General features: G+C 68.9%; 19 protein-coding genes. 9 read left to right on the top strand and 10 right to left on the bottom strand.

Features of this window, described 5'->3' with window-relative positions:
• Positions 1 to 91: 91 nt before the first annotated feature.
• Together TU34_RS20910 and TU34_RS20915 are read left to right on the top strand one after the other, a co-directional pair.
• Entirely contained in the window at positions 92 to 442 is a 351-nt protein-coding gene (locus tag TU34_RS20910) for a hypothetical protein (RefSeq protein ID WP_045824849.1), read from the top strand.
• Between the two features lie 125 nt (positions 443 to 567).
• A complete protein-coding gene (locus tag TU34_RS20915) occupies positions 568 to 2,652 on the top strand; it encodes a PhoX family protein (RefSeq protein WP_045824850.1) in 2,085 nt (694 codons plus the stop codon).
• A gap of 15 nt (positions 2,653 to 2,667) precedes the next feature.
• Here the strand turns inward: TU34_RS20915 and TU34_RS22550 are convergent, their stop codons facing one another.
• On the bottom strand, positions 2,668 to 3,045 hold the full coding sequence (locus TU34_RS22550; protein WP_052689125.1) for a hypothetical protein: 378 nt from the start codon (positions 3,043 to 3,045) through the stop codon (positions 2,668 to 2,670).
• Positions 3,046 to 3,198: 153 nt separating this feature from the next.
• Between TU34_RS22550 and TU34_RS20925 the strand changes: the two genes are divergently transcribed.
• Positions 3,199 to 4,356 (top strand): acyl-CoA dehydrogenase family protein, encoded by a 1,158-nt coding sequence (locus tag TU34_RS20925; RefSeq protein WP_045824851.1) that lies wholly within the window; start codon positions 3,199 to 3,201, stop codon positions 4,354 to 4,356.
• Between the two features lie 12 nt (positions 4,357 to 4,368).
• On the opposite strand, the gene TU34_RS20930 is transcribed toward TU34_RS20925, so the two are convergent.
• The 4 genes from TU34_RS20930 to ggh all read right to left on the bottom strand — a co-directional run bounded on the left by TU34_RS20930 (position 4,369) and on the right by ggh (position 8,572).
• The gene (locus TU34_RS20930; RefSeq protein ID WP_045824852.1) at positions 4,369 to 4,695 is read right to left on the bottom strand and encodes a hypothetical protein; all 327 of its coding nucleotides are present in this window, start codon (positions 4,693 to 4,695) and stop codon (positions 4,369 to 4,371) included.
• A gap of 48 nt (positions 4,696 to 4,743) precedes the next feature.
• On the bottom strand, positions 4,744 to 5,757 hold the full coding sequence (locus tag TU34_RS20935; RefSeq protein ID WP_045824853.1) for a hemolysin family protein: 1,014 nt from the start codon (positions 5,755 to 5,757) through the stop codon (positions 4,744 to 4,746).
• A complete protein-coding gene (locus TU34_RS20940) occupies positions 5,754 to 7,148 on the bottom strand; it encodes a hemolysin family protein (protein ID WP_045824854.1) in 1,395 nt (464 codons plus the stop codon). Before TU34_RS20940 ends, TU34_RS20935 begins: the two co-directional genes overlap by 4 nt.
• A gap of 83 nt (positions 7,149 to 7,231) precedes the next feature.
• The gene (gene ggh / locus TU34_RS20945; protein ID WP_045824874.1) at positions 7,232 to 8,572 is read right to left on the bottom strand and encodes a glucosylglycerate hydrolase; all 1,341 of its coding nucleotides are present in this window, start codon (positions 8,570 to 8,572) and stop codon (positions 7,232 to 7,234) included.
• Positions 8,573 to 8,675: 103 nt separating this feature from the next.
• Here ggh and TU34_RS20950 point away from each other — a divergent pair, with 103 nt between their 5' ends.
• From TU34_RS20950 to TU34_RS20960, 3 genes are all read left to right on the top strand, one after another.
• Positions 8,676 to 9,374 carry a YceI family protein gene (locus TU34_RS20950; protein WP_045824875.1) on the top strand — a complete coding sequence of 233 codons (699 nt, stop codon included), beginning with the start codon at positions 8,676 to 8,678 and terminating at the stop codon, positions 9,372 to 9,374.
• 100 nt (positions 9,375 to 9,474) lie between these two features.
• Positions 9,475 to 10,101 carry a TetR/AcrR family transcriptional regulator gene (locus TU34_RS20955; RefSeq protein ID WP_052689127.1) on the top strand — a complete coding sequence of 209 codons (627 nt, stop codon included), beginning with the start codon at positions 9,475 to 9,477 and terminating at the stop codon, positions 10,099 to 10,101.
• Between the two features lie 36 nt (positions 10,102 to 10,137).
• The gene (locus TU34_RS20960) at positions 10,138 to 10,815 is read left to right on the top strand and encodes an SDR family oxidoreductase (RefSeq protein ID WP_045824855.1); all 678 of its coding nucleotides are present in this window, start codon (positions 10,138 to 10,140) and stop codon (positions 10,813 to 10,815) included.
• 25 nt (positions 10,816 to 10,840) lie between these two features.
• Here TU34_RS20960 and TU34_RS20965 read toward each other — a convergent pair whose 3' ends face one another.
• Complete coding sequence (locus TU34_RS20965) at positions 10,841 to 11,212, bottom strand: nuclear transport factor 2 family protein (RefSeq protein WP_045824856.1); 372 nt, start codon at positions 11,210 to 11,212, stop codon at positions 10,841 to 10,843.
• 162 nt (positions 11,213 to 11,374) lie between these two features.
• Between TU34_RS20965 and TU34_RS20970 the strand changes: the two genes are divergently transcribed.
• Together TU34_RS20970 and TU34_RS20975 are read left to right on the top strand one after the other, a co-directional pair.
• The gene (locus tag TU34_RS20970; protein ID WP_150116644.1) at positions 11,375 to 12,481 is read left to right on the top strand and encodes a GGDEF domain-containing protein; all 1,107 of its coding nucleotides are present in this window, start codon (positions 11,375 to 11,377) and stop codon (positions 12,479 to 12,481) included.
• Positions 12,482 to 12,534: 53 nt separating this feature from the next.
• On the top strand, positions 12,535 to 13,686 hold the full coding sequence (locus TU34_RS20975) for a GGDEF domain-containing protein (RefSeq protein WP_052689129.1): 1,152 nt from the start codon (positions 12,535 to 12,537) through the stop codon (positions 13,684 to 13,686).
• Positions 13,687 to 13,689: 3 nt separating this feature from the next.
• Here the strand turns inward: TU34_RS20975 and TU34_RS20980 are convergent, their stop codons facing one another.
• From TU34_RS20980 to TU34_RS20990, 3 genes are read right to left on the bottom strand one after another with little or no spacing between them, the layout of a single operon-like run.
• Positions 13,690 to 14,559 (bottom strand): LLM class F420-dependent oxidoreductase, encoded by an 870-nt coding sequence (locus TU34_RS20980; RefSeq protein ID WP_045824858.1) that lies wholly within the window; start codon positions 14,557 to 14,559, stop codon positions 13,690 to 13,692.
• 4 nt (positions 14,560 to 14,563) lie between these two features.
• Positions 14,564 to 15,064 (bottom strand): DUF427 domain-containing protein, encoded by a 501-nt coding sequence (locus TU34_RS20985; RefSeq protein WP_045824859.1) that lies wholly within the window; start codon positions 15,062 to 15,064, stop codon positions 14,564 to 14,566.
• 45 nt (positions 15,065 to 15,109) lie between these two features.
• A complete protein-coding gene (locus tag TU34_RS20990) occupies positions 15,110 to 16,066 on the bottom strand; it encodes a DAPG hydrolase family protein (protein ID WP_238981421.1) in 957 nt (318 codons plus the stop codon).
• Between the two features lie 110 nt (positions 16,067 to 16,176).
• Here TU34_RS20990 and TU34_RS22555 point away from each other — a divergent pair, with 110 nt between their 5' ends.
• Positions 16,177 to 16,758, top strand: a complete 582-nt coding sequence (locus TU34_RS22555) for a TetR/AcrR family transcriptional regulator (protein ID WP_052689130.1) — start codon at positions 16,177 to 16,179, stop codon at positions 16,756 to 16,758.
• Positions 16,759 to 16,792: 34 nt separating this feature from the next.
• On the opposite strand, the gene TU34_RS21000 is transcribed toward TU34_RS22555, so the two are convergent.
• Positions 16,793 to 17,698, bottom strand: coding sequence for a S1 family peptidase (locus TU34_RS21000; protein ID WP_160298566.1), 906 nt, complete (start codon positions 17,696 to 17,698; stop codon positions 16,793 to 16,795).
• Positions 17,699 to 18,265: the final 567 nt, after the last annotated feature.

The raw sequence follows: 18,265 nt of genomic DNA on the forward strand, positions 1-18,265 counted from the left end.
CTCGCTCGCAATGGTAACGAACGGTTGGTACGTGTCGATACCATCAGTGGGTCGCGATCTCCGCGGCCGCCACACGATGAGGAGATCTGCGATGTCGAAGTCCACCCGTACCGCCGCAGCACCGGCGTTGTTCGCCGCACTCGCCGCCGCCGGCGCCGTCACCGCCGGATCGGCGACGGCCGCACCCGGCCTGCCCGACCTGTCCATCTCGGCCGACCGCGGCACCTGCACGGTCACCGTCACCAATCTGGGCCCGGTGACCGCGATCAACTCCGCCGTGTTCACCCAGAACTTCGGCGGTCGCACGAGCCCTTCCGAGGACATCGCCCCCGGAGCCAGCCGACAGGTGCGCTACCTCGACTGCACCGGATTTCCCTCGATCACCTACGCCTACGACACCAACGGTGACTCGAACCGGCTCAACAACGTGACCTTCCTCTAGCGGTCACAGAGGATGGGCCGGGTCTCTGCTTTGCCTATCGTTTACCTTTCGCCGGGCATCCCTTTACCTTCGATGCGTAGCGTCCCCGCGGTCCGTCCTTCCCCCACAGCCCTGGGAGAGTTCTCGTGGTCCGCATCGCGCTGCCCCTGTTCGCCCCTGCCTCGTCTGCGCCCGGCTCGTCGAGTCGCGCGCATGTCACCTGCAAGTACAAGTGCGGCGAGGCGTGCTGGCAGGAGCCCGGCAACACCAGCGACAACGAGTACTTCGGCGACGTCGTCCGGTCGATGGTGTCGCGACGATCGGTGCTGAGGGGCACGGCGACCGCCGCGATCGGTCTCGGCGCCGCGTCGGCGCTCGCGGCCTGCGGCGACGACGGCGGTTCGGCGACGTCGGCACCCTCGACGCCGCCGGTCACCGGGACGGGTACCGGTGACGGTATGAACTTCGCCGCGGTGGCCCCCAACACCACCGACGCCGTCGTGATCCCGGCCGGCTATGAGCAGTCGGTGGTGATCCGGTGGGGCGACCCGGTGATCCCCGGGGCTCCCGAATTCGACTTCACCGCACAGACTCCGGAGGCGCAGGCGAAGCAGTTCGGCTTCAACAACGACTTCGCCGGTCTCATCGCGATAGACGGTGAGCCCGACCGGTTTTATCTGGTGTGCAACCAGGAGTACACGACCGAGGAGTTCATGTTCGCCGGCTACATGGCGAAGAACCCCACCGAGAACCAGGCGCGTGTCTCGATGGCGGCGCACGGGATCACCGTGGTCGAGGTGGCCGCCGAATCGGGTAGCGGGAAGCTGACCCCGGTGGTGGGCCAACGCAATCGGCGTATCACCGCGAGCACGCCGTTCACCCTCACCGGCCCGGCCGCGGGCAGCGAGTTCGTGAAGACCTCCGCCGATCCGGCCGGGACCACGATCCTGGGCACCATCGCGAACTGTTCGGGCGGTCTCACGCCCTGGGGCACGATGCTCTCCGGCGAGGAGAACTACAACAACTACTTCGCCGGCGCCGACGGGATCACCGACAAGGCCACCAGGGAGCGACTCGACCGGTACAGCTTCGCCGACGAGTCGGACTACCACCAGTGGGGGCGCTACGAGCAGCGCTTCGACCTGTCGAAAAATCCCAACGAGGCCAACCGGTTCGGCTACATCGTGGAGGTGAACCCGCACGATCCGTCGTCGACGCCGATCAAGCACTCCTCGATGGGACGGCTGAAGCACGAATCGGCGAACATCTTCGTCACCTCCGACGGCACCGTCGTCGCCTACACGGGCGACGACGAGCGCTTCGAGTACATCTACAAGTTCGTCTCGAGCCGCAAGATCCGTTCGGGCAGCGGCAATTCGGCGATGCGGGACAACATGCGCATCCTCGAGGTCGGCACCCTCTATGTCGCGAAGCTGACCGGGGACTCCCCGCAGAGCATCGACGGCGCGGGGAAGTTGCCCGCAGACGGCAAGTTCGCCGGTTCGGGTACGTGGCTCCCGCTGTTGACGGTGAACGAGGACGGGACGTCGGAGTCGCGGATCGACGGTATGACCGCCGCCGAGGTCGCGGTGTTCACCCGCGTCGCCGCCGACAAGGCCGGTGCCACCAAGATGGATCGTCCCGAGGACATCGAACCCCACCCCAAGACCGGAAAGGTGTACTGCGCGTTGACCAACAACACCAAGCGCGGTACCGAGGGCAAGGCGGCGGCCGACGAGGCGAACCCGCGCAACGAGAACAAGAACGGCCAGATCATCGAGTTCACCGACGATCACGCCGGTACCGCGTTCACCTGGGAGTTGCTGCTGGTCTGCGGCGATCCCGCCGCGGCCGACACCTACTACGGCGGGTTCGACAAGACGAAGGTCAGCCCCATCTCGTGCCCCGACAACGTCGCCTTCGATCCGCACGGCAATCTGTGGATCTCGACCGACGGCAACGCGTTGAAGAGCAACGACGGGCTGTTCGCCGTCGCGCTCGAGGGTGCGAATCGCGGTGAGACCAAGCAGTTCCTCACCGTGCCCAAGGGTGCCGAGACGTGCGGGCCGATCATCACCTCCGACCGCATCATCGTGTGCGTCCAGCATCCGGGTGAGACCGATGACGCCAGTGCCGACGCGCCCGCATCGAACTGGCCCGACGGCGGCTCGGCCCAGCCGCGACCGTCGGTGGTCGCGGTGTGGAAGACCGGCGGCAAGATCGGCGTGTGACCCGCGGGCGGGCCGTCAGCGCGCCGGGGTCTCGCGTCGCGAGAGTGCGGCGAGCGAGGACACGACCCCGGCACCGTTGATGACCGCCCACGCGATGTTGCCGGGTTTGCCCGAACGGAGCGCGGCGACAGCGTGATTCGTTCCGAACAGCGCGGACAGCACGGTGAGACCACGGAGCTGGGCGCGGATCGGATCGCTGTCGCCGGCGACGATGGCGCCACCGGCGACGAGCGTGCCGAGGTTCCAAATCGCGATCTCGCGCTGCCACCCGGCGTTGACGCCCCACGCGGTGGTCTCGGCGAACTTCTCCGGGAACACGCCCTGCACGACGAGCGCGGCGGCGGTGCCCGCCAACCAGGTCGCGGTGGCGGTTCGGACGGTGGGCAGATACACGGTTCCCCCTCGCATGCTCGTGGATCAGATGGGCTCGACGATACAACTGCGCCCGCGGCGACCGTAGGGCTCAGACGGCCCCCGATTCCGGTTAACATCGATTAACCGATTGCTCGTGCATCGGAGTCCGCGAACCCGAGGGGGCAGCCCGCCATGACCACCACCGACTTCGACCTGTTCGCACTTCCGGAGGAGCACGTCGCGCTCCGCGAGGCCATCCGGGATCTGTCCGAGAAGCAGATCGCGCCCCATGCCGCCGAGGTCGACGAGGACTCCCGCTACCCCGACGAGGCGCTGGCGGCGCTGAGCGCGGCGGGCTTCGCCGCTCTGCACGTCCCCGACGAGTTCGGCGGCCAGGGCGCCGACGGGGTCGCGGTGTGCATCGCGATCGAGGAGGTCGCGCGGGTCTGCGCGGCGTCGTCGATGATCCCGATCGCCAACAAACTGGGTACCACCGGTCTCATCCTCCGCGGCTCCGACGACCTCAAAAACCAGGTGCTGCCGTCGGTCGCGTCGGGCGACGCCATCGCCGCCTACGCCTTGTCGGAGCGGGAGGCGGGCAGCGACGCCGCGGCTATGCGGACCCGTGCGCGCGCCGACGGTGACGGCTGGGTACTCGACGGCGCCAAGTGCTGGATCACCAACGGCGGCAAGGCCTCCTGGTACACCGTGATGGCGGTGACCGACCCCGACAAGGGCGCCAACGGGATCTCGTCGTTCATGGTGCACGCCGATGACGAAGGGTTCGTGGTCGGGCCGAAGGAACGCAAGATGGGCCTGCACGGCTCGCCGACCGCCGAGATCTATTTCGAGAAGTGTCGTATCCCGGGCGACCGGATCATCGGTGAACCCGGCACCGGGTTCAAGACCGCACTCACCACGCTCGACCACACCCGCCCGACGATCGGTGCGCAGGCCGTCGGCATCGCGCAGGGCGCACTCGACGCCACCATCGCCTACGTCAAGGACCGCAAGCAGTTCGGAAAGGCCATCGCCCAGTTCCAGGGCGTCGAGTTCATGATCGCCGACATGGCGATGAAGATCGAGGCCGCGCGTCTGCTGGTCTACTCCGCCGCCGCCCGCGCCGAACGCGGCGAGTCGGCGTTGGCCTTCCAGGCGTCGGCATCGAAGTGTTTCGCCTCCGATGTCGCCATGGAGGTCACCACGAATGCCGTGCAGCTCTTCGGCGGCGCCGGCTACACCCGCGACTTCCCGGTGGAGCGGATGATGCGCGACGCCAAGATCACCCAGATCTACGAGGGCACCAACCAGATCCAGCGAGTGGTGATGGCGCGCGCACTGCTGCGCTGACGACCCTTCCGCTCAGAAGCAGAACTCGCCGGGGTTACAGGCAACCGCGGCGACGACCACGACTGCCACGATGACCGCGAGCAGAGCGACGGCGATCGTCAGCCGAGTCCGTCGGTATCCCGCGAACACGAGAAACGGGCTTGCCCACACGGCGATGGTCGCGATCACCCACCACACTCCCGATGCGGACGCGTGTAATTCACCGCCGTCGCAACTGGAGTCCGCTGCGAGGAACACCCCGATGACCACACAGGGGTAGGCCAACAGCGTCCACCCCGCGACGGCGCCGACGAAAGCCAGGGCTCGCCACACCGTCCGCGTCTCGATCCAGATCTCCATGCGGTCGAGAGTGCCCCGCAGCGTGGGCCGTCGAATCGGGGAAACTACTCAGGCGGCCGGCGTCGCGGGCAGGAGGCGGTCGACGACGTCGGTGAGGGTGACGATCCCGCGCACCGCGTCGCCCTCGGGTGACCGCACGATCGCGAGGTGCGTGCGGGATTCGCGCATGGTGCGCAGCACCTGGTGCACCGGTTCGGCGGCGTCGACCCAGAGCGGCGAGCGCATGATGTCACCGGCCGTGGAGCCCTCCGGTGCGGTGAGCCCGTCGCGCACGTGCACCACGCCGACGATCTTGCCCGCCGCCCACACCAGCAGGCGCAGATGCCCAGTGGTGTGCGCCGCCGAACGGATCTCGGAGATCGGCGAGCCGACGTCGACGGTGGCGGGCACCGATTCGCCCACGATGTCGCCGACGGTGAGGCGTTCGATCTCCAGGGCACTGATGAGACGTCCGTGGTAGCGCTCGTCGAGTGTTCCCACGGTGCCGGAGTGCTCCACCAGGTGCCGGAGCCCGTCGGTGTCCTGGGTGCCGTCGGTCTGGTCGACCGGCTCGACACCGACACGTCGCAGGCACCAGTTGGCGGCGGAGTTCAGGGCGACGAGCAGCGGGCGGGTTAACCACATGAAGCCGCGCATCGGGATCGCGAGCAGCGTCGCCGACCGCTCCGGGTGGGCGATGGCCCAGGACTTCGGTGCCATCTCACCGACCACCAGGTGCAGGAAGGTCACGATGATCAGCGCGAGCACGAATCCGATGACGTCGGCGATCCACAGTGGGGCACCGAGACTCTCGAACTGCGGCGTGAGCCAGTAGTGGACAGCGGGCTTGGTGACGGCGCCCAACGCCAGGGTGCACACGGTGATGCCGAGCTGCGAACCGGCGAGCAGCACCGACAGGTCCGATGCGCTGCGCAGGGCGGCCCGGGCGGCGCGGGAGTCGACCGCCGCGTCCTCCAGACGGTGGCGCCGAGCCGCGATCAACGCGAACTCGATCGCCACGAAGAACGCGCTGGCGGCGATCAGACCGACGGTCACCGCAACGAGTACCCAGGGATTGCTCATCGTGTCGTCTCCATGCTGCCGGTCTGGTCGGCGTCGTCGGTGTCGTCGCGCACGACGAGCCGGGCGTGGACCCGGGCCGGGACCATGCGCTCGACCGCGACCACCGTGACGGCCAGCTCGCGCACCGGGGGAACGTCGTCGTGGACGAGATCGGCCGCGTCGCCGGGCAATTCGATCTCCACGGTGCTGCCGCACTCCGGGAAACCCCCCGCGGCGTGGATCGCGGCGCCCGCCAGGGTCTCGTAATCACCTGCGGGTAGGCGGTATCCGATGATGCGCTCCACCTCGTCGATGGGCATCCCGCCGGGTAGCGACCATCCGTCGGACGGCGAGCCGGTGATCTGCACGGGATGGTCGGCATCGTGCTCGTCGGCGATGTCACCGACGAGTTCCTCGGCGATGTCCTCCACGGTGACGATGCCGGCGAAGCCGCCGTACTCGTCGATCACCATCGCCATCTCCGCGTCGGCGCCGTCGAGCGTCGTGAGCACCGCGGGCAGCGGCAGCGTCGTCGGCACCATGACCGCGGGTCGGAGATGATCACCGGCGACGCCGTGGGGTTCGTCGACCAGCAGGTCGTGCAGCGTGATGACACCGCGCACGTCGTCGGGGCGATCGCCGATCACCGGGTACCGCGTGTGACCGGTGCCCATACGCTGCAGCACGGTCGCGACATCCTCGTCGGCGGAGACGGTGCCGACCCGTGACCGCGGGACCATCGCGTGGACCGCGGTGCGTCCGGGGAAGTCGAGGATGCGGTCGAGCAGCGCCGAGAGGTCCGGTGCGAGTTCTCCGGTGGCGCGCGACTCGGCGACGATGTGGGCGAGGTCGCGGGGGGTCGCCGAGTGCTCGACGTCGTGGACCGGCTTGATGCCGAGGACCCTCAGCAGCACGTTCGACGACTGGTCGAACAGCCAGATGAGCCAGCCGAACATCGAGAGGTACAACGTGGTCGACCGGGCGAGCCACTTCGCGACGGGCTCGGGACGGGCGATGGCCAGGTTCTTCGGGAACAGCTCACCGAACAGCATCTGCACCAGAGTCGACAGGACGACCGCGACGACGGTGCCGATCGCGACACCGATGGCCGCGCCGAACCCGATACCGCCGAGCAGCTCACCGACCCCTTCGCCGATCAGGGGCTCGGCGACGTACCCGACGAGCAGTCCGGTCACGGTGATGCCGAGCTGAGCGCCGGACAGCATGAACGAGGTGCGGCGGGTCACGCCGAGTGCGCGCTGTGCGGCACGATCGCCGGCGGCCGCGGCCGCCTTCAGTCGCGACCGGTCGACCGCCATGTAGGCGAACTCCTGCGCGACGAAATACCCGGTGAACGCGGTGATGATGAGCACCACCACGATGCCGGCGAGGATTCCCAGGATCGTCACGATTGTTCTACGAGCGGCCTCGGGTAAAAGTTCCTTTACCCTTCATCGGCCCGCCGCGCCACCATCGACTCGACCGCGTCGGGATCTCAGTCGAGCCAGTCGAGCACCGCGGCCGCGGTCCAGCTCTGCTGCATGCTGCCCAGCGGTTCGCCGGTGAACGGTTCGTAGTACTCCGCGAATGACCCGTCCTGCGCCTGCCGCAGGCCCTCCTCGCGCAGACGCGCCGACTTCTCCGGCCACCCCCGTCGGGCGAACGCCCACGAGAACAACCACGTCATCACCGGCCACACCGGCCCGCGCCAGTACTCGCGCGGCTTGAAGTCCGCGGCGATCGGCGAGTTCGAGGGCGGCACCGCATATTTGAGGTCCGGATGGCCGCAGAAGCGCGGCCCCTCGAACATCCGCATCAGCGCCCGCTCCCGTTCCCGTGGCAATCCGCCGCACAGCAACGGCGCGAACGACGCGATCGTCTCGGTGTTGATCCATCGACCCGCGCGCAGATCGAAATCGCGCGCGGCACCGGTGCGCTCGCTGGTCGCCGCGACGACGCCGGCGCGGAAGCGATCGGCCCACGCCCGCAGGTCGCGGACGTCCGAGCGGGGTTTCGAGTAGTCCTCACCGATCGTGGCCAACACGTCGCACGCGACGGCGAAGATGGCGCTGACGAAGACGTCCTCGACGGCGAAACTCATCACCGACGGCAGCTGGGCGTCGTCGTAGTTCACCCGCTTCATCTGTTCGACGAGCCAGAGGTAGCGGTCGTACTCCAGGTCGGTCGGACGCATCGTCAGGTCGGCGACATGGAGGAGATCGGCGCGGGTGTACGGCGGTAGGTCGGCGCCGGGAACGACGTTGCCGTAGGCGGCATCCCACCGAGGCGAGTTGTCCATGCCCGATTCCCACCCGTGGAACAGCGTTATCCGTCCACGTCCCTGCGGATCACGCGCGTGGGCGAGCCACCGGTGCCACCGCATCAGGTTCCCCCATCGGCGGTCGATGAACTCGTTGGCGGCCTGTCGGGTGGTCCGTCCACGCCGGCGCGACTGATCGAGGATGCGTTGCACCGCGATCGCGTGGACCGGGGGCTGGGTGATGCCGGAGGTGTCCGCCGTCGTCGGTGCGTGCTTCGCGAGGCGGGCGACCTCCCAGCGCGCCGGTCCCGGGAAGTAGCCGTCGCGGCCCCCTGCGAAGACGATGTGCGGGATCATCCCGTTCGACCACTGCGCCGAGAGCAGGGTGTCGAGTTCGACGACGGCGCGTTCGACGCTGAGCGGTGCCAGCCCGACGGCGACGAATGCGGCGTCCCAACTCCACATGTGGGGATAGAGCCTCGGTGCGGCGCTCGTCATCGTGCCCAGGTCGTTGCCACGCAACAGGTATGCCGCGCGCGCCGACAGCTGGGTCGGGGTGAAGCCGAGGTTCGCCACCTCGCACATTCTGCCCGGACTCATCGCCCGCTCGCTCGTCACACACCGCTCACAGGTTGCTTAGGTAAGGTTTGCCACACCCGAAACGACGGATGTGAGCACGATGAAGAAGAAGCTGCTGTGGGCCGCCGGGATCGTGGTGGTGATCGCGATCGTCGCGTTCGCGGCCGGACCGTGGGTCTACAAGAACTGGATCGTCACCGACGCCGACGCCGAGCTCGCGTTGCCGTCGCAGACCCAGGGCGCCACCGTGGACGTCGCCGGCAACTGGAGCGTGGTTGCGGGCCCGAGCACCGACGACGCGCGCACCCAGGCCGGATACCGCGTCGACGAGGTGCTCCGCGGGGAGAACATCACCGTCAACGGGCGCACGACAGAGGTGTCCGGCGGCATCACCGTCACCGGGAGCACCCTCCAATCGGGCACCATCACCGTCGATGTCGCCTCCATCCGCAGCCCGGATTCGTCCCGCGACAACCGATTCCGGGGCACCAACATCATGGACACCGCCGCACACCCCACCGCGACGTTCACCATCACCCGGCCCGTCGACATCTCCGGCGTCCCGGCCTCGGGCGCCCGCGCGACGGTGTCGGCGACGGGCACCATGACCATCAAGGGCGTCGAGCGTCCGGTCACCACCGACCTCGCCGTCGCCCGCTCGGGATCGTCGGTGATCGTGCAGGGCTCGATCCCGGTCACGTGGTCCGACTACGGGGTCGAGGCGCCGTCGATCGGCAGCTTCGTGACTGTGGACAAAACGGGCAGCATCGAGTTCCTGGTCAATCTGTCCAGGTCATGACCGTCCGCGTCACCGTTGTCGAGGCCGAGGTCTCGGTAGCGTGGGCGCGATCAGCGACCGTTGCCGACGGCCGCCCACCGGCACCCGAGAGAGGACATCCGTGACCGTCACGCCTGACGCCGACCCCACCGACACCCGACGAACCGGCTACCGGCGTCGACTGATGGACGGCATGGCCGAGGCGTTGGCGGCGTCGCCGTATCGCGATGTCACGATCGGCGACGTCGTGAAACGGGCACACACCTCGCGTCGCACCTTCTATGAGGAGTTCCGCGATCGCGACGACTGCTACTTCGCGCTGTTGCGGTCGGTGCACTCGGTGATGCTGGCCGAGGTCGCCGCCGCCGTCGATCCGCGATCGGGCTGGGAGGAGCAGATCCGCCAGGCCGTCACCGCCTACTTCACCGCGGTGGCCGCACACCCCGCGGTGATCCGCAGTTGGGTGCGCGAACTGCCGTCGCTCGGCGATCCCGCGGTCACCCTCGCGAGCCGCCCCCGCGACGAGTTCATCAACCTGCTCGTCGGACTCAGCGCCACCGACGAGATGCGCACCGCCGGATTCCACCCGCTGTCGGTCGACACGGCCCGATTCCTGGTCGGCGGGGTCGAGGAGATGACGGCGCTCGTCGTCGAGGACAACCGCCCCGTCGCCGAGATCGTCGAGGTCGCCGTCGAGGCGGTGACCGCCGTCGTGGGGTTGGCGCGCACGCAGACCGCCGACGCCTGACCGCACGCCGCGCACGGCCGTGCCTATCGTGGGCGCATGCCCACCGCCCTCATCACCGGTGCGAGCCGCGGCCTCGGTGCCGCCATCGCACGCGCACTCGCCCCCACCCATGACCTCCTGCTCGGCGGTCGCCCCTCGGCCGAACTCGACGATCTCGCCGTGGAGCTCGAGGGGTCGTCGACGTGGTCGGTGGAGCTGACCGACCACGACGAGGTCGAGGCCGCCACCGAGGCGATCACCTCGCTCGATGTCCTCGTCCACAACGCCGGGGTGGGCGGCATCTCCCCGGTCGAGGAGACGCCGGCCGAGGAGTACCGCCGCATCATGGAGGTCAACTTCATCGCGGCCGCGGAGCTGACACGACTGCTGTTGCCCGCGCTGCGCGAGGTGGACGGGCACATCGTGTTCGTGAACTCCGGCGCGGGCCGCACCGCCCGTCCGGGCTGGAGCGCCTACGCCGCGAGCAAGTTCGCTCTGCGCGCCTTCTCGGAGTCGCTGCGCGAGGAGGAATCCGACCTCCGGGTCACCTCGGTGTTCCCCGGTCGCATCGACACCGACATGCAGCGCGAACTCGTCGACGTCGAGGGCGGCGAGTACGACGCCACCCGGTTCCTCGCGCCGCAGACCGTCGCCGCGGCGGTGGCGCAGGCGATCGCCACGCCGCGCGACGCGCACCCCACCGAGATCGTGCTGCGCCCCACCGGCCGCCGCTGACGCCCGGTCCGGATCGGGCGACGGGTCAGATCTGCTTGAGGTCGGATGCGGGGTCCCACACCGCCCGCATGCTGACGACGCGGCCCTCGTCGTCGAACCGCATGATGTCGACCGGGGTGACCTCGAACTTCGCGTCGCCCGCGGCGGTGACCAGGGAGAACTCGAAAACCGCGGTGTCGCCGGCGATACGCATCCACTTCAGTTCGGTGGAGCGTTCGAGCTGTGCGATGACGCCGTAGAACTCGAGCAGCGCCTCCCGGGTCGACTTGATGTCGCTGCCGATCGGATCCTCCACCGTCGCCGAGTCCGCGTAGAGGTCGACGACCTGTTCGGCGGTCCCCGATCCGACCAGCTCCACGTACGCCTTCACCGCATTCGCGATCTGCTCGCTGCTCATCGATCACCCTTCGTCGAAACTAGAACGTGTTCTACCTTTGCGAGCAGAGTAGATCACCGACCGCCCCGATTCGACCCGATCCGCCCTCGGGGATGCCCTCCGACCGCGACTGCTTCGTGTTAAGAGCCCCAAAAGACCACGACGTCGTAGACAATCGTGGTCGTGCCGACAAACCGTGGGGGATCGCTGTCGGGGGGACCGATAGATCCGGGTGGGCGCGCCCGTGCGTTGTCGACCGGGATCGCGGCATTGTGCCTGCTCGCCGCGGTGGGCTGGACCGTCGCCGCCACCGCCCCCGGCGGTCCCGATTCGGGGCTGCGCGTGATCGGTGCGGTCGCCGCAATCGTCATCGCCGTCGCCGCCACCGCGCTCTGGGCGACCCGCCGGTTGACGTCGGGTCGCGCGCTCCTCGCGTTCATCGTCGTCGCCGACCTCGCCACCCTGGTCGCGGCGCTGTCCCCGGCCGACCCTCGGGTCGGTCTCGCGGCCACCATCACGCTGGTGTTCCTGGGGACGTTCACGGCGGCCTTCTCGGTCAGCGTCGTCGTGTACGGCCAGGCAGCGGCGTCGGCGGCGATCGTCGTGATCACGGCGGTGGTGGGCGTCTCGCAGTCCGCGGCGTCCGCTGGCGATCTGGCACCCTTCGCCGTCGAGGCGGCGGTGGCCGCCATCGTCTTGCCGCTGATACTGCATCATGGGTTCGCGGTGGCCGGGAACAGGCACCTGACCCAGAGAGGTGAGCCGATGCGCGATCCACTGACCGAAGTCCTCACACGACACGGTCTGTACTCCGCTGCGTCGACCGGTCTGACGGCCCTCAATCGCAAGGATTACCTCGTGGTGGTCCGTGTGCACCTCGACCAGTTCCACGACATCGCGGTCGGTGACGGACACGAGCGCGGCGAGCAGGTCCTCAAGCGGGTCGCGGGTCGGCTCGCGCAAGGCGTGCGAGGTGGCGACTTCGTCGCCCGCACCGGCGACGCCGAGTTCTCGGCCCTGGCCGGCGTCACCCACGAGGGCGTCGAGATCTTCTCGAATCGCTTCCGCGAGCTCGTCTTCGACGTCGACGACCCGGTGCCCGTGAGCGCCAGCGTCGGCGTCGCGTTCACGCCGACGCCGATCGACGCGGCCGATGTGCAGACCCCGATCGACGACCTGCTGCACCGTGCCGGTGTCGCGATGCAGTCCGCGCAGGACGCCGGCGGCGATCGCGTGGAGATCGACTGGAGTGCCGTTCCTCCCGTGGTCGCCGGTGGTCCGGACGCGTGACCGACCGCTGAATCACCTCGATCGGAGGCATCGCACGGCGTAGCGTGCATCGGGTGCGCACCGCCGTGGGGGAGATGTGCCGCACCGTCGTGCATCTGGCTGCAGCGGCCTGGAGGTCACCCGACCGTTTCCAGTGGTTCTCCGACTACCTCGAGCTGCACGGTCTGCGCGGATTCGTTCGCCTCGCCGTCGCGTTCACCACCGTCCTCATCTCGAGCATCCCGTTCATCAACATGGCCAGCCCCGACGGGGCGTCTGATCCCGTCCGCTACGCGACCGCCACCGTCGCCGGTGTAGGTGGCACCGCTCTCGCACTGCTGTGGGTGACGACGTCGTGGCCCGATCGACGCCGGTCCATCGCGTTCGTGGCAGCCGCCGACGTGCTCATCGCCCTCGGCATCGTCAGCGACAGCGCCCCGCTCGCCGGGCTGGCCGGCGCGACGGTATTCGCCGTGATCGGTGGCTACTGCGCGTTCTTCCACGGGACCCGTGTGCTCGTGGCACACGTCGCCGCGGTGGTGCTGGTGACCCTCGCCCTGGCCGTCATGACCGCCCTCGCCGGCGATCCGGCGATGGCGGTGAGCAAGGGCATCGTGGTGCTGCTCGCCAACATGGTCATCCCGGTGACCTCCCAGATCCTTCTCGGCATGCTCAGCTCCGACTCGGTGGAGTCGCGCCGGGATCCACTGACGCAGTTGCCGAATCGACGCGGCCTCGAGCAGGCGGTGGCGTCGGTGGGCCGCTATCGGCCGCGGGGATCCGACGACGTCGTGGTCGCGATCGTGCTGGACCTCGACGCCTTCAAACGCGTGAACGACGCCCGCGGACACGAATGCGGAGACCTCGTTCTCGCCGAGACGGCACGCCGGCTCGCTGCGGCCATCGCCGACACCGACATCCCCTGCCGGATGGGCGGCGAGGAGTTCGTCGTGGTGGGCCGGCGACCACTGCGCGAGGTGGCCGTGCTGGCCGAACGGATCCGGACGGCGGTGCTCGCGCCGAACCAGGGCCTGCGCGTGACGGCGAGTGTCGGGGTCGCCTGGGCCGACGCCGAGTCGATGTCGGCCGACAGCGCCGAGACGGTGGTCGAGAACCTCATCCGGTCGGCCGACCGCGCGATGTACGACGCCAAACGCTCCGGAGGCAACCGGGTGCGCCTGCACACCGACGCCGACACCGACGATGCCGGCTCGTGCGCGGGCTGAGAGTCAGATCGCGTCGAGCCTCGGCTTGACCTGCTGCACAACCGATTCGACCCATCCGGCCGGGTCGTCGGACGAGGGCCCAACGAACACCTGACCGACACCCAGCGCGGCGTATCGCTCCATCTCGGCGAGGAACGCGTCGGTGTCGGTGAGGGGATCGGTGGCGGTGATGATGGTGCGCAGGATCGTCGAGGGATCGCGGTCCTCGGTGGCGCAGTGGCCGTCGAGCACATCGATCTTGTGCCGTACCTCGTCGACACCGGTCGCGAAGAGGTTGCACATGTCGGCGTATCGGGCCACGAGACGCAACGTCTTCTTCTCGCCGCTGCCACCGATCATCAACGGGGGTCCCGGCTGCGACAGAGTCGGCGGGTTGTTGAGCGTCTCGGCGAGGCGATAGTGGGTCCCTTCGTACGGGCCGGCGGCGGCGCTCCACATCTGCCGACAGATCTCGATCGTCTCCTCGAGACGCTCGAACCGCTCCGCGGTCGACGGATAGGGCACCCCGAGACCGTGGTGTTCCCTTTCGTACCAGGCCGCGCCCACGCCGAGGAGTGCGCGCCCCTGCGACAGCACGTCGAGTGTCGCCACCGTCTTGGCGAGCAGCCCGGGGTGTCGGTAGGTGACGCCGGTGACGAGGGTGCCCAGCTGGATCCGTTCGGTCTGACCGGCGAGGAAGTTCAGCACCGAATAGCCCTCGAGCATCGGCTCGTTTGGTCCGCCGAGGTTCTCCATCTGGAACCAGTGGTCCATCACGGTCAGTGTCTCGATGCTGCCCTGATCGGCCGCGCGCGCGGCGCCGGCCAGCGCCGGGCCCAGCGCGGCCGGTCCACCGGGCAGGGTCATGTTGGCAAGGTGCACAGCGAGTTTCACAGCATCACCACCCCATCGATCCGGGAATGCCCTTGAACGGTCCGGCGACGGTGCTGGTGACCCAGCCGCCGTAGAAGCCGCCCGGCTGCGGGGTCACGGTCTCGCCGTTGACCGTTGCGCGATCGACCTGGGCGGCCATCACCGCGATCGCTCCGCGCAGATCGACGAAACCCGGGGTCGGGTCGAGATAGGTCCACGCCGCGCGCGGGGCGCCGGCCTCGGGGGTGACGAGGTCGAAGTACGACGCCTCACCCTTCCACTCGCACCAGGACGCACCCTGTGTCTCGCGGAGCACGCCGTCGACGAACGCCTCGCGCGGGAGGTAGTACGTGGGCGGGTGACTGGTCTCCAGTACGCGCCACCCCGTGGTCGTCGAGGCGATCTCCATGCCGCCGAGGGAGATGGTGATCGATCCCGAGAACGGTTCCAGCCGCGGGGGCCGCGGGTAATCCCACACCGATTCCTGTCCGGGAGCGGGCTTGTCGGGCGTGGGTCGACGCATCATGTGACCACTCTACGGACGCGCACCCCCGTCGACCGGGGGTCGGATTCAGACGCGGAACTCCCGGTAGATCTCCGGCAGGAACTGCGCGAGGTGGTTCATCTCCTGGCCGCAGTGCATCAACAGGTTGCGGGCGAGATCGATGCCGAGGAACAGGTCGCTCGGGTCGACCGACGCACCGCGGGCCACGGCGCATGCCGCCTGCGGGAGATCGGGCACGTGCAGACCGCGGATGTTGAGGTAGAACCGGCTGCGCATCTCCGCGCCGCCGGGGATCGGACGCACCTGGTGGGCGAGCCACCCGAGGTCGACCGGCGCGATGCTGCTGCCGACCCGTCCGTAGATGATCGTCTGGTCGGCCGGGACGGTGAACCCGTTGGCGACCGGATCGCGGAAGTCGATCCCCAGTTGCTGCAGCTTCGGCCCGACGAGCTCGTCGACGTAGCTGGTGTTGCCGATGTACTTGGCCTTGTCGGGGATCGGGGAGGTCGTGCGGTTCTCCCGCAGGGCCGCGTACTCGTGTGCGTCGGGGTGCCAGAGCTTGTAGCGGGCCGATTCGATGGAGTGCCACCCGAACCACCAGTCCCACATCGCGGCGGTCACGCGGGGCATCTCGGTGCGGCATGCGACGAAGAGGACACCATCGGGCCGCTGGCCGTATCCGATCTCGATGGGCGAGTAGCCCGACGGACCGAGATCCCGTGTGAGACGTCCGAAATCCGGGATCGATGCCGGCGGCAGCGGCGGACCGGCAAAGGCGGTCCGCACCACCTGCGGCGCGGGATCGGTGTGGGGCGTGAAGTACTTCGCGTAGGGCTTGGCCCGGTCGGCCTCGCGGTACCCGACGTAGCGCTCCGAGCAACTCTGCGTGATCGGCCCCTCCGAGGACCCTGTCGGCGCCGCCGCGGCTATCGGCCCCCGGCCCAGGGTCATCGCGGCCGCCGCCACGCCGGCACCGGCCGCGCCGAGGAGGGATCGCCTGTTCGGATTCCACTTACTCAACATCCGTTGAGCCTAAGGTTCCGTGCCGGGTTGGTCAACGAATTCCGTCGGCCACGTGCAGCGCACGCGATCCTGCATTGTCGGTGGGCGATCTCGGACCGTAAGTTCGTGGCGTGGAGGAAGCCCAGAGCGGTACCGAGCGGCCCGGGCGCCGCGACGTGATCATGGCTGCCGCGGTGACCGTTCTCGCCGAGCGTGGGCCCCGCGGGTTCACCCATCGCGCCGTCGACGCCGCGGCCGGCCTGGGTGCCGGCGCGGTCAACTATCACGCGCCGTCGCGCGCGCGGCTGCTGTCGCTCGCCCTCGAGGAGGTGTTCCGCCGCGACCTCGAGACCGCTGCGCGCCACTTCGCCATCGAGCGCTGGACTCATGAGGCCGTGGTGGGCGCACTCGTCGGATTCGTGACCGAGATGACCTCCGACGCCAACCGCAACCGCATCATCGCGCGCCACCACCTGCGTGGGGAGGCCCGCACCAACGACGAGCTGCGCGACGCCTTCGACCGACAGCAGACCGGATTCGTCCAGCTGGCGCGCGCAGGGTTCGAGGCGGCCGGGCGACCGACGAGCGATGTGACCGCGGAGCTGTTCCGGATGGCGATCGACGGCCTGATGAACCGTCAGACCATGTACGGCACCATTCCGCTCACCGACGATCAGGTGCTCGAGATCGCGCAGTTGATCGTCCCTCGCTGATCCCCGATCCCCGAACCGCACCGCCCTTCCCGCGTCACAGGTGCAGATGCACCCGCAGGGCGGGCCAGCGCAGGGCCGCGACCCGGACATCGGACGCGGCGTTGAACCCGGGCGTGAAGAGGTCGGCCACGGTCTCGGTCCCGAAGCTGAAGATGCCCAGGAGTCGGGCCTGCGCGCCGCCACCGATCACCATCGGCCCGCCGCTGTCGCCGTATCCCGCCTGCACCGACGGCACCCCGGGCCGCGACTGCGCGCAGAGCATCCCGGCGCGCACCGGTTCGACGAACGTCTGCCGCGCACACGCCGCGGCCGAGATCACCGACAGCGACCCGCGGAGCAGTTGATCCGAACGAGACCCCGCAGGCGTGTAACCGTGGCCGAGGAGCGTGACCGACGTGCCCGCGACCGCCGGGGCCGCCGACACCGCGAGGGTGCGCGCCCGCGGCACGGGCGCCGCGAGGGTCATCAGCGCGACGTCGTCGTGCGCGGCGGCGACGTCGAGATTCGCCGGGTCACGCGGATTGGCCACCAGCCCGAAGCCGGGTGCGATGTCGATATGGCGCACGGTCCGTTCGACAGCCGAGCTCTCGCCCGCCGGCGCATCGCCGAGGGTCACCCCGAACACCGAGGGCGCCAACGCGCGCCGTGGTGAGGTCGCCACCGCCTCGGGGTCGACGACGCAATGCGCGGCGGTGAGCACCGTGACCGGATCGATCAGCACGCCGCCGCAGTGCAGACGGTCGAATCGGGAGCCGGTCACCGTCTGGCCGACGACGCGGGATCCCTCGGTGAAGGTGATGGACACGAACCATGGCGCCGAACCGACCTGCACGGGAACACCGTTCGACATCGCCGACGCGACCGTCGGGCCGGTCGACATCACAAGCGCAATGGCCGCCAGAACCACCGCCGCCCGCAGCATCCGGACCCGTGTCGCCATCCGACGTATCTTCTCCATCGCACCTCCGACTGATGCACCGATCATGCAGCCATTCGCTACGCTAACGATGACCTTACGGCGGGCCACCGTCGTTCGGAACAGGTCGCCTTCACGTCTCGCGAACGAACGGACATCTCGGCCGCAGCCCGCCGGATCCGATCACCACGATCCGTATTCGGACTTATGCACAGGGTCGTGTTGAGCACCAACTGGACACATGGTTGACTTCCTGCACAAGCTTCCGACGTGGTGATTCCCGAGAGCTGTCCAGGCGCTCTCGGAGGGGTGTCCATCGATCACCCGCCGGGATTTTCGTGCCCACATACGGGCACGGAGAGGCCACACACCGCCGTGTATCTTTTTCGCTCGACCCGCCGTCGCCGGCCTCGCCGGCGCCTGACCGATCACAGGAGAGTGACCGTGTCGCTTCACCATCCGCAGAGGGTGACCCGGACGACCGCAGGCGTGATGCTCGCCGCAGCCATCGCCGCGGGTACCGCCGGCCAGGCGTTCGCCGCACCCCCCGGAACGGCTCCCCCGTCGACGGACATGGCGCCGGGTATCGCC

Origin of the sequence: Williamsia herbipolensis, from assembly GCF_000964005.1 — a bacterium.
Classification (GTDB): Bacteria; Actinomycetota; Actinomycetes; order Mycobacteriales; family Mycobacteriaceae; genus Williamsia_A; species Williamsia_A herbipolensis.